Below are 18,683 nucleotides of genomic sequence, written 5' to 3' on the forward strand. Positions count from 1 at the left end.
AATGATTACTTCTTTCCTTCATTCATCTTGCTTTCATGTTCAATCAACCATTTTTTCCGGGTAAGACCACCTGCATAGCCGGCAAGATCACCATTCGCTCTGATTACTCGATGACAAGGAATGATGATAGCAAGCTGATTACACCCATTGGCCCTTGCGACTGCTCGAACAGCTGCTGGACTGGAAATATTTTCAGCGATCTCAGTGTAGGATCTGGTTTGTCCAAAAGGGATTCTTTGCAATTCGCTCCAAACGTTCTGTTGAAAAGGTGTACCGATGATTTTCAAATTGGTTTGGAAGCCTGATAAAGTGCCCTCAAAATAGGCGTTCAATTCCTTTTCGATGGAACGAAGTGGCTCTGTAGAACCGGGAATGATTGCTGCCTTTGTTCTCTCCCTCATTCTCTTCACTTCATTCTCCAGACCACGTCGGTCAACAAATTCCAGCAGGTATAAAGCCTCTTCGTCTGAAATTCCAATCATTGGTCCAAGTTTCGTATCAATCCAAGCTGCTTTAAGTATGTGCTGCTGATGAGACAAAGCTGGTGCCGTTCCCATAATTCTCGAAAAAGCATCTCTGAATCCGCTGCTTGATTCATATCCCGTTGTAAGTTGAGCATCCATCACCATCGACCCTGATCTGATGTGCTTCATGGCAATCCCCATCCTGCGAGCTCTGGCATATTCTACAAAGGTCATACCGAACCGCCTCTTAAATTGACGCCGTGCAGTAGATGCATTTATGGATAGCTCCTGAAAATCCTTATCCTTCCAACGTTTTTCAGGATTTCTTTCCACAGCCTCTACCAGCATCTTTACCACATCTGAGATACTATTGGGGTGCGTTAAGGGCTTGCATCTTTTACAAGGTCGAAACGATGCCAGAAGGGCTTGTTGAGCTGTTCCAAAGAATTCACAGTTCTCAATTTTAGGTTTTCTAGCCGGACAAGTCGGGCGACAAAACACACCTGTCGTTTTAACCCCTACATAAAAAACCCCTTCGTATTCCGATCTTTTTTCCACTAACGCTTGATAATACTCCCTTTGTAATTCAACTGAAATCATTCTCATTCCTCCACTATTTCATTCTTGCTTTATTATAACTTTAATAAAAAAAAGATGACGCCGAAAATCAGGCATCGATTTTTATTAGAATAATCGAAGTTTCTATTCTTCTCCCATTTTCATGAGATGTCTGCGAATACTGAGGGGCGGAACTTTGTATTCCTACTAATTATCGTAACAAGCAGGGATTCTCTCAACCAATAGATAATGTATTAAGGTAGCGAATATTAAACCTAAATTACGGTAAAGGAGCATCTCTCATGAATTTGACAACACAACAATGGAATACAGCAGTTACCTATATCAAAACCCACGCGAGACCACTTGAACAAAAGCTATTCACCTTTTTCTTTGAAGAAGGAACTAAAGAGGAAGCAATCAAAGAACTAGCACATTTCCAAAATACGGACGGAGGATTCGGCCACTGTATAGAGCCTGATTTTCGATTAGATAGATCATCTCCAATGGCAACAACCATTGGATTACAGCATGCAAAGGACTTAAAGCTTTCAGCCGAACACCCAATCGTTCAAAAAGCTATGAGCTATCTTCAAGACACATACAATGAGAAAATCAACGGCTGGCATGCAGTGTCTGAAGAAGTGAATTTTGTTCCCCATGCACCCTGGTGGCATTTTGATTCTGAAAAGGGACATAGCGGTGTTCAAACGACTTGGGCTAACCCTAATGCTGAAATAGTAGGTTATTTCCATCTATTCAGTCCAGAACACCCTCGTTTACAAGAATGGACTGAGAGAGCGGTCACAGAGCTAAAGATTCTTTCACACCCAATAGAGTTGCATGATTTTCTCTGTTATTATCGACTCCTTTCTGAGGTGAAAGGGGAAACGGAATCCATTCTTTATAGGATTCTTTCTTCTTCCGTACGAAAGACGGTTTGTACCGATCCATCACGCTGGAATGAATATGTAGCCAAACCATTGCAGATAGCCAGTCATCCTGCTTCTCCGTTTTATGAAGCCTTAAAAGAGGAGGTATATAGGCAATTGAATGTCGAGATTGAAACTCAACACCAGAAAGGTTATTGGCAGCCGAATTGGTCCTGGTTCGGTCAATATGACGAGACATGGCCAATTGCCCAAAAGGAATGGAAGGGAATATTGACCCTTGGAATGCTAAGAGTGTTCGCTGCGTATGAAAGAGTAGATTTTAATTGATTATAAAAAAATCCGGAAGGCTCTCCCCTTCCGGATTCTGAAAATCATTTAAAGTTTCCTTCAAACCATCTTTTGGCTTCATCTACTTCCTCACGACGAAGCTCATGTCCACCTTCTGTCCAGAACTCTGTTACCTGTGTTCGGGCATTTTGAAGATTTTTAACAAGTTCCATTGTTTCTTGCATAGGGATGAGTGGATCTCGCTTTCCTGCACCAATGAATACGAGTGCCTCACTTAAGTCTGGAAGCTCGACATTTCGTCTAGGAACCATAGCATGAAACAGGATTCCACCTTTTAATGCATCCTTGTAATGATACATTAAACTTGCCGCGATATTCGCTCCATTGGAGTATCCTAACGCAACAATATTTTGACGATCGAACCCGTAGTTTTTAGCACTATCATCGATGAATTCATTCAATTCCTTCGTTCGGAAGACTAAATCTTCTTCATCAAAAACACCTTCCCGTAAGCGTGCAAAAAAGCGGGCCATTCCATTTTCATCCACATTCCCTTTTACGCTTAATACAGATGCATCGGGTTCAATCATCTCAGCCAGTGGTAATAGGTCACGCTCATCTCCACCTGTTCCATGAAGGAGCAGAAGTGTGGGTAAGTCTTTTTGTCCTTGTTTAAATATATGTTTCAAGCTGACTTCCTCCTTTATTCTTTTGTATCTAATGGTTTTAATTTCGCTTCTATGGAATCTCTTTGCGCTTCAAAATATGGTGGAAGTGATAAATTTTCACCTAAATTATCAAAATCTTCATCGGTCTCAAAGCCTGGTCCGTCTGTAGCCAGTTCGAAAAGAATACCATTTGGTTCACGGAAGTAGAGGGAACGGAAATAGTATCTTTCAACAAAACCTGAGTTCGGCAAGCGGTTTTGTGTGACCCAATCTACCCATTTACGTAATTCATCTTCATCTTCCACACGGAAGGCTACATGATGAACACTTCCTCTTCCCGGTCTTTCTTGTGGAAGATCATTTCTTTCTTCAAGATATACCTCTCCACCAGTACCGCCTTCCCCTGTTTCGAACACGCGGATATCCGGTTGCCCATCTACATCTGAAGGAAAAGTCCTTGTTTCTCTAAAACCTAATACGTCTTTCAGTACCATTGCCGTGTTTTCCCCACGGGCAACCGTCAGCGTAATCGGACCCAGGCCAACAATCCCATGCTGGGCGGGTACCGGGCTCTTGTCCCAAGGCTTCCCACCAGGAACTCCTTCGTTCTTTTCATCTGACACAAGCATAAGGCGCTGTCCTTCAAAATCACGGAAGCTTAGTGTTGCTCGCCCACTATGGTGAGAAATTTCGTCATGCTCAACACCCATCTCTTCAAAACGATTTTTCCAATAAGCCAAAGACTCATCCGTGTTCACTCGCAGTGCCGTTAATGAAATACTATTCGTCCCTTTATACGTATTCCCCGCATGTGGAATTTCGAAGAATGTGAGATCCGTCCCTGGATTTCCTCTTTCATCTGCATAGAAAAGATGGTAAACAGAAGTATCGTCTTGGTTGATAGATTTTTTTACGAGTCGAAGTCCTAGTGTTTTTGTATAGAATTGATAATTTTTCTTAGCATTAGCTGTAATGGCAGAAACGTGATGCTGCCCTTTAAGTGGTTTTAAATTCATAATGGATTCACTCCTTAGGATTATTCTTGTTTAGTTTCTATCTTCATCATACACGAAAATTGTCTTTAATTCAAGATACTCTACTTCGAAATGTTTTTGGCTTTTCTACACTCTCCAATATCCCCACAAAAAAACATCCGTACACCATGTACGAATGTTTTGATATGATCCATTATACGACTTCATTATTTTTTATAGTCAGGGCTTGTGACAAGGTAGAAGTAATCGTCAGATTGTCAAAATTCAATCCCAGTTGAACAGCTGTTTGGGCGATTTCAGGACGTAACCCAGATAGAATCGTCTTAACACCGATCAACTGAAGTGCATCAATTAGCTGAAAGATTTGATGGGCTACCATCGTATCTATTAATACAACTCCTGATAAGTCGATGAACAATTGAGAAACTTCCATATTAACACATTGTTCCAAAGCATTCTCTAATATTAATTCTGCACGTGTAGGATCGATATTACCTACAAGGGGTAATAGCGCTGTATGTCCATTCAAGGATATGACAGGTGAACTTAATTCATTTATGACTTCCTGCTGCGATTGGATCTGTTGCTCCACCACTTCTGTTTGCAGCTCAACAAAACGCAACATAACCCGATCAAATGCATCAATAATGACTTGATTCCAACGGCTAAATTGTTCGAAGATGTTTTCTTCCATATGAGTTTCGGCATATTCTTTCAAGAACTCCAGGTATTGATGTCTAACCCTCATGAATTCTCTAAGAATATAGTGATTTGGGGTTTCTAAATGTTCCTTATCCTCTGCAATGGTCAAGACCCATTCATCGATCTTCTTGTTAAACGTTTCTTTATCCTCAGCAAACACATTACAAAGAATGCCGTGAAACTCAAAATTTTGTTTTTTTAAAGTTTCTATCACCTTGGGATCTGAGGAGGAATAAACACCCTTTGTGGTGCCTTTATCCAGGGAATTATACCAATCTTCCGTTAACTGACGAGCCTTGCTTAATAAAAATGTATGTAGTTCCTTATTTCTATGCATGTATGATTCCTCCTATGATATCCAATATATTTATATCAATTTCTTCTTCCCTATCTGACGTAATGAGTAGTTGGGAAATCATACTCTTTTCTCTTGTTCCTTTGTCATTTCAGAATTTGTCTTTCGTTCAGATTCAATCCAACCGATTAATTAGAGTGCTCGACATTTTCTTATACCATCCTTCATTATATATCACATTCATACAAAATTTCCATTCAGACACTTCTAACTATGAGTATATAAGGTCCGTATAAAAATCCGGAAAAATTATAAGTATATTCTAAAAACATTACATTATTTTGTAAAACCAACTCTACAATTCACCATATAAAGTGTATAATGAGGGTATTAACTGAGAAACAGACAGCAGGTATGTCTCGATATACTATTTCGATGTATATGAATCTCCTACTAGAAACCAACCGCAAATCTTAATATGATGTCGTAATCCTACTACTTAGTCATTTGTCAAAATAGTTGGGAGCTGAATAGAGAATGAAAAACAATCTGACAAGAAGGTGTATTGAAACACTTGCTATCCAAAGTGCCTATCATTTCTGTGTGTCTATAGGAATCAAGCCCAGTTTACTTAATCTATCGATGGTCACAGGATTCTCAGAAGAAAGAATACTGGAAATACTCGAAACTAAGTTTAGTAATCAAAGTGTTAAAACAGAAAATCACTCTTTCTAACTCTGTGTTTCCCCTTTATTACTCTACAAGACGATTATCCATCATCCCCTAACCTTTATATTCTTTCATTACCTAAATATCCATTTTTATTTTGAATTAGTGGACCTCTGTTGATCTTGCCAAGAGATAAATAAGAATAGACTGCTGAACTTGTCGCCATAAAAACAAAAAGGCAATTCCACTTTAAAATGTACCCTATAGTGTAGACACTTTGAAAAAAGGTCTCCTTATAGGGTACTTTTTTGTATAATGAAGAAAAAATAATTTATTGTGGGGAAGTTTTTATGTCTAAGAAAGTTTTTACAGAGAAAGAGATCGCTATTCTATCTAAAAATCCATATGTAAATTCCATTAGTCCAAGGGGTATTACCTATTCTGAGGAATTTAAACATCATTTTATTTCCGAATATTAAATAGGAAAGCTACCGAGAGAATTATTTGAGGAGGCGGGGTTTGATATTAATATCCTTGGCTTTAATAGAGTTAGATCATCTTCTGAGCGTTGGAGAAAATCTTATGAGAAAGAAGGCGTCTTAGGTCTTAAAGACAGTCGGAGTAAAAGCCTTGGAAGGCCTAGAATTAAGGAGCTATCGCTTGAAGAAAAAAACGCTAGGCTAGAAGCCCAGATTAACCTTTTGAAGGCTGAAAACGAACTCCTAAAAAAGATTCGTATGGCAGAAAGGGGGCTAAACAAGTAAAAGTCCCAGCTAGTCAGAAATTCTGTCTGATTCGATTCGTAATTGAAAAATACAGTCTCAAACATATGGTGAAATACCTCTGTGAAATATAGGGTTGATTTTAAAGGCATTTCGTTTCAAAGGTCGGAAGAAAGGGGCTCGCCAGATCAAGATGACATTGGCAGGTCAATTTCAGTGTGTCTACAATTTGAAAAGAATCAGGAGAATTATGAAAAAATACGACATTGTATGCCCTATTAGAAAAGCAAATCCATACAGAAGAATGATGAAAGCTACAAAAGAACATCGTGTAGTACCTACCTATTAAACCGTCAATTTAAGCAAGGAGTTCCTGGCAAAGTCCTACTTACCGATATCACTTATTTACATTACCAGAATGGCCAAAGAGCTTACTTATCCGTCATTAAGGACGGTTCCACAGGACTAATACTCGCTCAACATATATCAGACCGCATTCACCATGGAGCTAGCCACTGACACCCTGCGCAAGCTAAAGAAAAATCGAAACTTTAGGAAGGAAGAAGACGCGTTAATACATTCGGACCAAGGGACTCATTACACGCACCCTGACTTTCAAAAACTCGTTAAGAAAATGAAACTTCATCAGTCCATGTCTAGACGAGGAAACTGTTGGGACAACGCACCAATCGAATCATTCTTTGGTCACCTTAAGTATGAGGTCGATATTAAGGCATGTAAAACGCTAGGTGAATTAAGGAAGGAAATAAACAAGTATTTTACCTACTATAATCATTACCGATACCAATGGAATCTAAAAAAGATGACCCCTGTTCAATACAGAAGTCATCTTCTTCTAACTGCTTGACCTTTTTTAAAACTGTCCTTTACAGGGGGTACACTTTACTTTGGGAAGTTGCCTTTTTAGTATGGTATTTATAATACATTAAAATATCTTGCTTCCGGATGAGCGAAGACCATCGCTGTTACCGATGCTTCCGGTTCCATCATACATCCCTCTGTTAGTTGGATTCCGATTCTTTCAGGTTGAATAAGCTTAAACAGCTTCTTCTGATCTTCAAGTTCGGGACAGGCGGGATACCCAAATGAAAAACGCTGCCCTTGATAATGAGTCCGAAACCGGTCCTGCATCGTAAAATCAACGGGATCAGGGAAACCCCACCGGCTTCTCATCATTTCATGAACTCTTTCAGCCAGTCCTTCTGCTGTCTCTAAGGCAAGAGCTTGCAGTGCGTGACTTTCAAGGAATCGGCCTTCTTCCTTCATTTCTTTTGCCCACTGCCTGATTTTCACACCGGCCGTTACCGCAAAGAAACCGACATAATCCATTTCTCCACTTTCTACAGACCGCAAGTAATCTGCTAAACACAAATGCTGATTTCCTGCTTGTCTTGGAAAATGAAATCGTTCTATTTCTGTGGAAGAATCATCTGGATGATAAATAACAACATCTTCACCATCTGATTGAGCAGGGAAGAATTGATATCTTGCAGATGCCTGAATCATCCCATCCCTTTTTGCTTTATGGAACAATTCATCTGTTACTGCTTTAAGTCCGACCGTTCGTTCGTCCCCTTCTGCCAGTAATCTTGAAATTTTCCCTTTAATCCCCAGATGGTGCCCAAGCAGCATTTGCTGATTAATATAGGGATGAATTTGATCAAGTGAAAATTCTTTTATGGTGTGTGGCATTAAGTCAGAAGGGACATGAACCTTTACATCTTTTGCAACTGTAGAACGTACTTTCACCGCCACAGAAGATGTATTTCGATTCGGTGAGTCCTCAGTCAAAACGACCTTACTTAACTTTTCGCGACTCTCCTCTTCCAACTGCAGCCTCGTTTCTTCATGTTGAATCCCATTCATGATGCTTAATCCATCCATTGCGTCCTTCGCATAAAGAACCAGCCCATCGTATTCCCGTCCAATTTTGTTTGTAGTGAATTTTCGGGTAAGCGCTGCACCTCCTACTACAAGAGGGACTGAAATATCAGATTGTTTTAAATCTTGAGCCGTAATGACCATCTGTTGGGCGGACTTCACGAGAAGCCCGGATAAACCTACGATATCGGGGTTTTTTTCCCGTATGACTTCGATCAGTTGCTGAGGCGTTACTTTAATGCCCAAATCAATTACTTCATATCCATTATTACTTAGAATAATATCAACGAGATTCTTACCAATATCATGAACATCTCCCTTAACCGTAGCTAAGATCACTTTGCCTTTCGAAGATGAACTTTCCGATTGTTCCATATGTGGTTCCAAATGAGCAACGGATGCTTTCATCACTTCGGCACTCTGTAATACTTCTGCTACAATCAACTGGTTATCATTAAATAATCTCCCGACTTCACTCATACCATCCATAAGGGGACCATTAATGATATCAAGGGGTGCATCATATTGTTGAAGAGCAAGATTTAAGTCATCAATCAGTCCTTCCTTCGTTCCTTCCACTACATAATGAGCCAGTCTTTCTTCTAGAGTCATAGTGTTAACAGGAACCTTTACTTCTTTCTTTTTCCCTCTGTAAAATGCTGTGAATTCAGCCAGATTTTCATCAGTAGTCTCAAATAAGAGTTTCTCCGCCATTCGAACTTCTTCTTCAGGAATAGAGGCAAATCGCTCTAATTTTTCCGTATTGACTATGGCATAATCAAGGCCAGCTTTCGTACAGTGATAAAGATATACAGCATTGAGAACTTCTCTTCCTACAGGAGGCAGTCCAAAAGATACGTTACTAACCCCTAAGATATGAGGGCATTCTGGTAAGGCTTCCTTAATCTGTCTTATCCCTTCAACGGTGGCATTGGCGGATCCAATGTATTGCTGATCTCCTGTTCCTACTGGAAATACGAGGGGATCAAAGATAATGTCTTCTGAAGCAATGCCATATTTCTCTGTTAACAGTTGATGAGAACGAAGGGCAATTTCTACCTTACGCCCAACTGACACTCCCATTCCTTTTTCATCAATCGTTCCTACCACAACCGCCGCTCCAAATTCCTTCATCAACTTTGTAATCTTTTCAAACCGATCTTCTCCGTCTTCAAGATTAATAGAGTTTATGATCACTTTCCCTTGAGAATATTTCAAGGCGGTCTCTAGCACCTTCTCATCTGTAGAATCTATGACAAGTGGAACTTTCACTTTCTTCACCACTTCTTGGATAAATGCATTCATATCTTCTACTTCTTCACGATCGGGATCGGCAAGACATATATCTATCACCTGAGCTCCTTTTTTCACTTGTGCTCTCGCTATCTCTGAAGCTTCTTCCATTTTATTTTCTGCTATTAATCGCTTGAATTTACGTGAACCGATGACATTCGTCCGTTCACCGACCAAAATCGGCCTTCTGTCTTCATCCTCATAGACGAACGCCTCAATTCCTGACACCGCATGAGGGTGAGACTCATTGGGTTTACGAGGAGGCAATCCCTTTACTACTTCTGAAAGAGCACGAATATGCTCCGGTGTCGTTCCACAGCACCCTCCAACAAGATTCAGCCAGCCTTTTTCAGCAAATCCTTTCATCTTTACACTGAGTGAATCTGCCGTCTCATTGTAATTTCCCTCTTCATCAGGAAGTCCTGCATTCGGATAACAGCTGACATAGGTAGTGGCTAGACTTGATAAGGAACGAATATGATCACGCATAAATTCAGGTCCCGTTGCACAGTTAAGACCAACTACCAAAGGGTTTAAATGTTCAAGGGATAAATAAAATGCTTCGATGTTCTGGCCGGCGAGTGTAGTGCCCATCGGCTCAATGGTTCCGGATAATAAAATGGGGATTTCTTTCCCTCTGGATTCAAAGGCAGTTCGAATTCCAAGGTTTGCTGCTTTTACATTTAAAGCATCCTGGCTCGTTTCAAGCAGCAGTACATCAACTCCTCCATCGAGAAGACCTTCTGCTTGAACACGATAGTTGTCTACTAGCGCATCGAAGCTTACCCCTCCTGTAACAGATAAGGTTTTTGTAGTCGGACCGAGGGATCCCGCAACAAACCTGGGCCACTTGGAAGTTGAGACATCTTCTACTGCTTTTCTGGCAATTTCAGCTGCTACTTTATTGATTTGGTATGCTTTAGAACCTAAATCATATTCGTCCAGTACGATGGGGGTTGCACCAAAGGTATTCGTTTCAATCACATCAGCTCCGGCTTTCAAATATTCCAGATGGATCTGATAGATTACCTCCGGCGCTGTCAAAACCAGATTTTCATTACATCCTTCAAGCTCTTCTCCACCAAAATCCTCTGGGGATAAATTCGCTTGTTGAAGCATCGTTCCCATTGCTCCATCGAGTACGAGTATTTTTTTCCTAAGCTGTTCTTCAAACAAAGTGTTGGCCATAGGGAACCTCTCTTTCTGTGTTGGTTTTCTCTTGTATATGATGAATCAATTCAATGCTCATATCGTATCGAACAAAAGGCGTGATAAGATAAATCCCATTAAACAGATTTATTGCTGTATCAAGTAAGTCTTTTGCTATCTCCATTCCAGCTGCTCTTGCCATAACCGGATCACTTCCCGCTTCCTTCATTCTTTTTCTTGTTTCTTCCGGAACACTAATTCCCGGAACTTCATGATGGAGAAACTCTGCATTTCTTGAGCTGATTAACGGCATGATTCCGATAAAGACCGGAACATCTAAATGCTTCGTAGCTTCATGTACTTGAATCAGCTGTTCTTTCCCAAAGATCGGTTGAGAAATGAAATAGTCGGCTCCTGCTTTCTTTTTCTTTTCAAGCCTTTTTACAGAAGCGTCTAAATGACGGAAATTCGGATTAAAAGCTGCACCTACTGAAAATTGAGTACGTTCCCGGAGTGATTTACCGGAAAAGGATATCCCCTCATTGTTCTGTTTGATGAGTTCAATAAGTTCAAGGGAAGATAAATCATATACGGATGCTGCTCCAGGAAAATCTCCAATCTTGGCCGGATCTCCTGTAATGGCTAATATATTGTGTATTCCCAACGTATGCAATCCCATTAGATGAGACTGTAGTCCAATCAGGTTTCGATCCCGGCAAGTGATGTGAACTAAAGGCGTAAGATCATATTTGGAACTGACTAGGCTACCAATGGCGTCATTACTAATACGAGGTGATGCTAACGGATTGTCAGCAAGCGTGAGTGCGTCAATTCCAGCTTCCTTTAATGCCTCAGCCCCTTGGAAGAACAGCTTCGTATCGAGATGCTTAGGGGGATCGAGTTCAACAATAATCGTTTTCTTTTCTCTTACTTGCTCATGCAGCAAGTTTCCCCTGATAGAAGGTGATGATAACTGAACAGCCTTTTTTGCTTTCACTACTTTTTCTTTAACAGGCTCCCTGCTTTTTAACCTGCTGGCTACTGAACGAATGTGATCAGGTGTGGTTCCACAGCACCCCCCAATGATTCTCACACCTTGCAGTCTCAATTCGTTGCTTATATCCCCAAAGTAATCAGGCTCAGCAGAGTAATAGAATCGACCTTCTTCATAGTTTGGCAGACTGGCATTGGGATAGACGGATAGAAATGCCCTTTTAGGTAATGGAACTTCCTCTAATGAGTTCACCATATGAAATGGCCCCATGCGGCAATTGATGCCGACAACATCGGCCCCCAATAATTCTAATTGCTGAAGTGCGTCTTTTATCTCCATTCCATTTTGAAGAACTCCCGTTTCATGTAGAGAAACTTGAGCAATGACAGGAATGTCCGCTTCACGTTTAGTAATGTTTAATACCGTGGTTAATTCCTCGAAATCATAATAGGTTTCAAGCAGAATGCCATCTACACCCTCTAATAATAAACAGTATAGCTGTTCCCTAAAGCTTCTTTTGATTTCTTCCAGTGACACATTTTGTTTAATGCCCCTAATTCCCCCGATGGTGCCCAGAATATAGGTGTTTTTACCCGCAGCTTTTCTTGCTAGACGCACTGCAGCTGTATTTATTTCCTTAACAGAATCCTCCAATCCATATCTGGAAAGCTTTTGATAATTGGCTCCATACGTATTGGTCTGAATGATATCTGCTCCTGCATCAATATACTCTTTATGGACTTTCAACACTTCATTTGGGTGAGAAAGGTTTAGTTCTTCAAAGCATCTGTCCACTCCATATGAATACAACAACGTTCCAATGGCCCCATCTGCAATTAATACTCTTTCTTTCAGTGCTTCTAGCAACGGCTTCATGACATTCCCTCCTTTTTTATAAATTTATCACGTTGTTTCGATTGATCTTTTTTATACTATCTAAACCGTTTTGAAGATCGTTAATTAATTCATCCACGTTTTCAAGTCCTACTGATAATCGCAATAAACCATCTGTAATACCTCTTCTTTCCCGCTCCGCTTTTGGCATAGAAGCATGTGACATCCTTGATGGATAGGATAGAATTGATTCAACAGCTCCTAAACTTACGGCGAATACCGGGATGTTTACATTTTGTATGAGTTGCTTCACTTCCTCTTCCCCTTTTAATCGGAAGGAAAGAACCGCACCGGGACCCTCCGCTTGTCGAACTTGAATTTCACGACCGGGGTGATAGCTCAAGCCAGGGTAATACACTTCTTCTACTTCCTTTCTCTTTTCTAAGAAGCCCGCAATCTTATAAGCCGATTCTGATGATTCCTTCAATCTTACATGCAATGTTTTCAGCCCTCTTAAGAGCAGCCAGCAATCCTGAACTCCGAGGACCGCACCGAACGAATTCTGCAGGAATGCAAGTTTCCTGGCAATCTCTTCATTTCCCGTTACGGCAAGCCCTGCCAAGACATCACTATGTCCGGCAAGAAACTTCGTGGCGCTGTGGAGAACAACATCTACCCCTAGACTGATCGGTCTTTGCAACAGGGGGGTCATGAATGTATTATCAAGAAACGTTAAACATCCATTCGCCTTGGCAAGCTTAACGACTCCTTCAATATCGGTGATATTCAAAAGCGGATTGGATGGTGTCTCCATATAAATCACTTTCGTATTGTGCTTGATTGAACAAGCCACTTCATGTAAATCCTTCATGTTCACAAATGAGTATTCAATCCCAAACTTAGTGAGGACCTCGGTAATCATTCTGTATGTCCCACCGTACACTTCTTCTGATACGAGAACGTGGTCTCCACTCGACAATAATAAGAAGCTTGTGGAGATTGCCGCCATTCCGGATGAAAAGGCAAAGCCCCTTATCCCGCCTTCCAATTCGGCGATCGTTTCTTCAACGGTTTCCCTCGTCGGATTTCCCGAACGGCTGTAGTCATACGTTCCATATTGATCAAAATCCTGTTGATGAAAGGTTGTTGCATGTTGAATCGGCGTAGAGACCGCTCCTGTCTCTTTATCAAATCCGTGAGAATGAATGAGTGACGTTTGAAGTGAAAATGGTTTTTTACTCATACGTAAGCACCTCTTTTTCCATTTGATGAAAAACATTCTCCAAGTCTTCAATCAGGTCATCAATAAATTCAATCCCTACAGAAAACCGCAGGAGTCTGTTGCAGATACCCAACTTATTTCGTTCATCTACAGGAATGTCTGCATGTGTTTGGGTAGCGGGATAGGTGATAAAGCTTTCAACCCCTCCTAAACTTTCAGCAAACGTAATAACTTTTAAGTGGCGGAGAAAGGGAGCAACCCATTCTTCCTTTGCGATACGAAAGGAAAGCATGCCGCCTTTTCCCGGATATAAAACGTCCGTTACACATTCATGCTCTTCAAGATATTTTGCTAGTTTTCTTGCGTTTTTTTCATGCTGAGCCATTCTGAGACTAAGGGTTTTCATCCCTCTTAATAAGAGCCAACAATCAAATGGTGCGAGAACCGCGCCGATTGAATTTTGAATGGTATAGATTTTTTCCGCCAACTCCTCTGTGTTTACGATCACCACACCTGCCAGCACGTCATTATGGCCCCCTAAGTATTTCGTGGCGCTGTGAATAACAATGTCTGCTCCCTCAGTGAGAGGCTTTTGCAGAACAGGGGTGTAGAAGGTATTATCAACAATTAAAAGCAATCCGTTATGCTTGGCAATTCCAGCAACCTCAGAAATACTTGCTTCATTCATCAATGGATTGGTTGGCGTTTCAAGGAAAATGGCCTTGGTTCTGTTAGAAATTTGTTCTTCTATGGAGCCAGCATCACTTGTGTCAACAAAATGAAATTTGATACTATATTGCGCTTCATACTGTAGGAATAAACGGTAGCTTCCGCCGTAAAGGTCTTTCGATACAATCAATTCATCCCCGCTTGAGAATAAGCCAAGGATTGCCTGAATCGCGGCCATCCCCGAACTGAAGGCAAATCCTCTGTACCCCTCCTCCAATAGAGTAAGAGCTTCCTCTAAGGTGCTGCGTGTTGGATTTCCAGTTCTCGTGTAATCATAGCCTGTCGATTGGCCGATCCCTTTATGTTCATAAGCTGTCGATAGATGAATGGGCAGGCTGACGGCACCCGTTGCAGGATCCTTCCGATTACCTGCCTGGACAAGCAAAGTATCAATATGTTTTTTCAATATTCTTCTCTCCTTTTCTTTCTTGAAAACGAAAAGGGAAAAAACAAAAAAACCTTCTTATGAAAATAAGAAGGTTTTGTACGTTCGTTCTCCCTCTTATCGTCCAAGTTGACATCAACTTGCTGGAATTAGCACCATACCTATAACTTTGGCTGGTTGCTGAGGTGTCTTCGGGCCAGTCCCTCTACCTCTCTTGATAAGAAACTATATGATATTGTGAAAAATAACTTTCCCATAACTTATAACATAGGAGAACAAATGTCAATGAGAATTATGAATTATTCGAAAATAAAATTTACGTAGTGACGCCTTTTTTTGAGGCATTTTTCGTCTCCCTCTATTCCGCAGGAGGCGCACACATTCCACTCCAATCAAACGGCAGATGAAAGATTGGATTCAACAAAACTTAACAGAGCGATTTTTTATTTAATGAAAAATCCCTATTTTTCTTTTAATTTCCTTCATAAATGGAATCGTTTTTTCTCTTGCTTTTTCGGCTCCTTCTTGTAAAATGGCATCCAGCCTTTGGGGGTGTGCTATTAGTTCTTCATATTTGGATCGCGGTTCTTCGATAAAGGAATTCATGACTTGAAAGAGCTCTTTTTTCGCTTCTCCCCATCCTATTCCTCCTTGAAATCTCCTTCTCAATTCTTCAACTTGATCGGATGTAGCAAATTCTTTATAGAGCGAAAATATGATTGATGAATCAGAATCCTTAGGCTCTTCCGGGGATGAAGAATCTGTTTTGATTTTATTGATTAATTTTTGAAGCTTTTTTGGTTCTTCAAATAATGGAATGGTGTTGTTATAACTTTTACTCATCTTACGACCGTCTAGTCCAGGGAGAACGGCAGTTTCTTTTTGAATGATATATTCAGGGATGACAAATGTTTCTCCATATTGCTTATTAAAGGTTTCTGCTATATCCCTTGCAATTTCAACATGCTGAATTTGATCTTTCCCAACAGGAACCAGTTCTGTTTGGAATAGAAGGATATCTGCCGCCATCAAGATCGGGTAGGTGAATAATCCCATGTTGACGCCCGCATCCACCTCCCTGCCCGCGGAATGATTTTCTTCAACCATTGATTTATATGCATGGGCGCGATTCATTAATCCTTTAGGTGCAAAACAAGACAGGATCCAGCTCAATTCAAAGATTTCAGGTACATCGGATTGACGGTAAAAGACCGCCCTCTCAGGATTCAATCCTAATGCTAACCAAGCTGCGGCCACTCCATAAGATAGTTGTTTCATTTCATGCGGATCATGTATTTTTGTTAAACCATGATAATCCGCTACAAAATAAGCTGTGTTGTAGGATTGATTCTCTGCCAATCGTAATGCCGGTTTGATTGCACCAATATAATTCCCTAAATGAATACGGCCTGTTGGTTTAATACCAGTCAGAACTTGTTTTTTCATAACAATTCCCTCCGCTGAAAAATAATAAAAATAAACACAAAAAGGGCTTCTCATCCTCTGAAAAAGGACGAGAAACCCGTGGTGCCACCTTCATTCGCTTACATTGTGTAAACGCACTCATCTGTACAGAAGTCGCCTTCGATACATCGTCTCTTTTATCGGTGAGACCCTTCGCCATAACCTACTTATTTTCAGCTTGGATGCTCAAAAGCCCATTCAACGATTTCACCATACTGATTCTCACCAGCCATCAGCTCTCTGAAATGTTTCGTTCGTCTACTCTTCTTCCTCATCGCATTTAACTATTTAATGTGTTTCCATTATTTTAATGTATCGGGAAATAATGGTCAAGTAGGTGTAAACACATTTTAGATTTCTTTGGATGAAAGGGGAAGGAAAAGCTTTATGCCTCTCTTATTAAAAGGGAGAAATTTCATATCCGCGATCAGATGACTGGCATACCCGATTACACATGCTTCAAATACTCCCTCAATCATTAAAGAAGACTCTAGATAATGAGCAATCATGCCGTAATATACAATTCCAAGAAAAGAGTGAGTATAACTGCGATGTGAAACGAATGAGGCAATGAAAATATAAATACCTAACAACCATAACCACGTTTCATTCAGCTGCCAACCGCATGCAGTCACACCGATGCCGGTAATCATCAGCATTCTTCTCTGGGTAATGAAACTGGAGAGAATCATCATTCCTGCACCATATCCAATACCAAGCCATCGTTCTTTCCCAATTCCTTCAAGATAGCTGTATATCATCATTAAAAAACCAATGATTTGTGCCACTGCTCTGATCATTTTTGGTGAAAAAGTAACCTTGTTACTAAGCTTTCCGTCAATATCCATATCAGGCATGAGTCCGGATACCCCGCCTATTGCCACAAGTGCGGCCGTTATGTCAGGACCAGTTCCAAATGAGTTGGCCACGATAAATCCTGTTGCTGCTCCAATTGCCATATGTGCTGTGCCGTTCAAGTGTGTCCTCCTACTCTCTTATCTCATTATATATGTAACTAGATTACTATAATAGCCTTTATTATCCATATTGACCATGGGAAGTACGAATTAATTTCCTAAAGATGAGCCGATATGCGCTCAATAATTTCAAGAAGATAGGACCTTTCATGTGGAACAAAGTGATGGTAACTCACCCTTTGCTTAAGGAAGTCCTTTTTTCCTGTTTCCTTAACAAGAAATCCTTCTACTTTGATTTCCGCTTTCGTTTGTTGAACGAGCGCTTTAAAGTCTCTAAGAGTTGAACGGAAAATACCGGACACTTCTTCTAACTGAAGTTGAAATTCGTCATATGCAACCGGCTTGGTATACAGGAATATGTGAGTTAGTTCCCGATCGATCATATCCCGTTGAATTAACTCCCCTTTTACGATTCCTAATGATTGCAATTCGTCTATCGTAATAAGAAGTCCAAGCTCTTCATGAAGTTCTCTCACACCGTCTTCAATCTTCTCCTGTGACAAAATATGTCCAGCGGCGGTAATATCAAGTAAGCCAGGGAAATCCTTTTTCTTATCACTTCTCATTTGGAAATAAATATAGGTCTCTCCACTACTCTCATCATAATGCGCAAGCCAACAATGAAAGGTTTCATGCCAATATCCCTTTAAATGCACCTCGGAACGACTGGCTACTCCAAGCCTATTACCGTACTCATCAAAGAAGGCTAGTTGTTCATTCTCCACCCGAATCCCTCCTTTATTTCATTTCCTCCAGATACTCTTTAACCTCCAAGAGTTCTTCAACCACAATATCCGCTTCACTTAATTCTTTTTCCTGAGAAAAATCAAAGGCACAACCTATCGAAAGAAAGTGATTTGCCTCTGCTCCTTTGAAGTCAGACAATCTATCTCCAATCACAATCCCATGTGTCAGATTGTGATCCTTTTTGATTTTCCCAATCAACTCCCCTTTGTCATCTGATTCTATTTCCTGAATGCTGTAGCAGTCTAAAATCCATTGATCCAAATGAAAGTATTGGACGATCGTCTGTAAATACCGAGGATATCCGTTGCTTGCCACAAAGATCGGAAAACCTCTCCCTGATAAATAAGTTAATATTTCCTCCGTATGTGGATAGAGCGCTCCATTTCCTTTCTGAATATTTTCAATCAGCTTTTCATGAAATTCATCATTCACTTTACTATGTATATGTAATGGATGATGAGGTAAAAGTGTTTTCCACACAACAGAAAGAGGGACACCCATAATTCCCCTGTATATTTCAAGAGGTGTATCCCCTTTCCACATTCCTTCATCTCTAAGTCGTTGAAAGGTATCATGAAGTGAAGCTTCAAGAATACGATTCGTTTGAAATAACGTTCCATCCATGTCAAAAATCATTCCAGCTTTCATTTATATTCTCCTTCATTGCCTTTCGTACATTAGTATGTTCGAGATTTATGCTTAAGTCACTATATTGCTTACATGAAAATAAACC

At 40.5% G+C, this 18,683-nt stretch carries 14 protein-coding genes, 1 pseudogene, 1 riboswitch and 1 other annotated feature; of the genes and pseudogenes, 3 read left to right on the forward strand and 12 right to left on the reverse strand.

The window, feature by feature from the left end; translation table 11 throughout:
* Nucleotides 1-5: 5 nt before the first annotated feature.
* Complete coding sequence (locus tag AC6CIB_RS04505; RefSeq protein WP_498278297.1) at nucleotides 6-1,064, reverse strand: bifunctional transcriptional activator/DNA repair enzyme AdaA; 1,059 nt, start codon at nucleotides 1,062-1,064, stop codon at nucleotides 6-8.
* Nucleotides 1,065-1,324: 260 nt separating this feature from the next.
* Here AC6CIB_RS04505 and AC6CIB_RS04510 point away from each other — a divergent pair, with 260 nt between their 5' ends.
* Entirely contained in the window at nucleotides 1,325-2,242 is a 918-nt protein-coding gene (locus tag AC6CIB_RS04510) for a hypothetical protein (RefSeq protein ID WP_498278298.1), read from the forward strand.
* A 44-nt stretch (nucleotides 2,243-2,286) separates the two neighbouring features.
* Here AC6CIB_RS04510 and AC6CIB_RS04515 read toward each other — a convergent pair whose 3' ends face one another.
* The 3 genes from AC6CIB_RS04515 to AC6CIB_RS04525 form a co-directional block, all read right to left on the reverse strand.
* Nucleotides 2,287-2,892, reverse strand: a complete 606-nt coding sequence (locus AC6CIB_RS04515; RefSeq protein WP_498278299.1) for an alpha/beta hydrolase — start codon at nucleotides 2,890-2,892, stop codon at nucleotides 2,287-2,289.
* 14 nt (nucleotides 2,893-2,906) lie between these two features.
* Nucleotides 2,907-3,887, reverse strand: coding sequence for a ring-cleaving dioxygenase (locus AC6CIB_RS04520; protein WP_498278300.1), 981 nt, complete (start codon nucleotides 3,885-3,887; stop codon nucleotides 2,907-2,909).
* A 172-nt stretch (nucleotides 3,888-4,059) separates the two neighbouring features.
* Nucleotides 4,060-4,905 carry an STAS domain-containing protein gene (locus AC6CIB_RS04525; RefSeq protein WP_498278301.1) on the reverse strand — a complete coding sequence of 282 codons (846 nt, stop codon included), beginning with the start codon at nucleotides 4,903-4,905 and terminating at the stop codon, nucleotides 4,060-4,062.
* Nucleotides 4,906-5,400: 495 nt separating this feature from the next.
* Between AC6CIB_RS04525 and AC6CIB_RS04530 the strand changes: the two genes are divergently transcribed.
* Nucleotides 5,401-5,598 (forward strand): hypothetical protein, encoded by a 198-nt coding sequence (locus AC6CIB_RS04530; RefSeq protein WP_498278302.1) that lies wholly within the window; start codon nucleotides 5,401-5,403, stop codon nucleotides 5,596-5,598.
* Nucleotides 5,599-5,882: 284 nt separating this feature from the next.
* A pseudogene (locus tag AC6CIB_RS04535) lies at nucleotides 5,883-7,122 on the forward strand (IS3 family transposase).
* Between the two features lie 68 nt (nucleotides 7,123-7,190).
* Here AC6CIB_RS04535 and metH read toward each other — a convergent pair.
* From metH to AC6CIB_RS04575, 8 genes are all read right to left on the reverse strand, one after another.
* Nucleotides 7,191-10,637, reverse strand: a complete 3,447-nt coding sequence (gene metH, locus AC6CIB_RS04540) for a methionine synthase (protein WP_498278303.1) — start codon at nucleotides 10,635-10,637, stop codon at nucleotides 7,191-7,193.
* A complete protein-coding gene (locus AC6CIB_RS04545) occupies nucleotides 10,618-12,468 on the reverse strand; it encodes a bifunctional homocysteine S-methyltransferase/methylenetetrahydrofolate reductase (RefSeq protein WP_498278304.1) in 1,851 nt (616 codons plus the stop codon). Before AC6CIB_RS04545 ends, metH begins: the two co-directional genes overlap by 20 nt.
* 16 nt (nucleotides 12,469-12,484) lie before the next feature.
* On the reverse strand, nucleotides 12,485-13,669 hold the full coding sequence (metC, locus tag AC6CIB_RS04550; RefSeq protein ID WP_498278305.1) for a cystathionine beta-lyase: 1,185 nt from the start codon (nucleotides 13,667-13,669) through the stop codon (nucleotides 12,485-12,487).
* A complete protein-coding gene (locus AC6CIB_RS04555; RefSeq protein ID WP_498278306.1) occupies nucleotides 13,662-14,783 on the reverse strand; it encodes a methionine biosynthesis PLP-dependent protein in 1,122 nt (373 codons plus the stop codon). The genes metC and AC6CIB_RS04555 overlap by 8 nt, the downstream gene beginning before the upstream one ends.
* Before the next feature lie 93 nt (nucleotides 14,784-14,876).
* Nucleotides 14,877-14,986, reverse strand: a riboswitch (SAM riboswitch).
* A gap of 223 nt (nucleotides 14,987-15,209) precedes the next feature.
* Nucleotides 15,210-16,208 carry a tryptophan--tRNA ligase gene (locus AC6CIB_RS04560; RefSeq protein ID WP_498278307.1) on the reverse strand — a complete coding sequence of 333 codons (999 nt, stop codon included), beginning with the start codon at nucleotides 16,206-16,208 and terminating at the stop codon, nucleotides 15,210-15,212.
* Nucleotides 16,209-16,268: 60 nt separating this feature from the next.
* Nucleotides 16,269-16,510 (reverse strand) — a binding site (T-box leader).
* Between the two features lie 66 nt (nucleotides 16,511-16,576).
* Complete coding sequence (locus AC6CIB_RS04565; protein WP_498278308.1) at nucleotides 16,577-17,203, reverse strand: metal-dependent hydrolase; 627 nt, start codon at nucleotides 17,201-17,203, stop codon at nucleotides 16,577-16,579.
* Between the two features lie 98 nt (nucleotides 17,204-17,301).
* Nucleotides 17,302-17,928, reverse strand: a complete 627-nt coding sequence (locus AC6CIB_RS04570) for an NUDIX hydrolase (protein WP_498278309.1) — start codon at nucleotides 17,926-17,928, stop codon at nucleotides 17,302-17,304.
* A gap of 13 nt (nucleotides 17,929-17,941) precedes the next feature.
* Complete coding sequence (locus tag AC6CIB_RS04575; protein WP_498278310.1) at nucleotides 17,942-18,598, reverse strand: HAD hydrolase-like protein; 657 nt, start codon at nucleotides 18,596-18,598, stop codon at nucleotides 17,942-17,944.
* Nucleotides 18,599-18,683 lie beyond the last annotated feature (85 nt).

The sequence above is a fragment of the Rossellomorea sp. GQ25 genome (assembly GCF_059758515.1).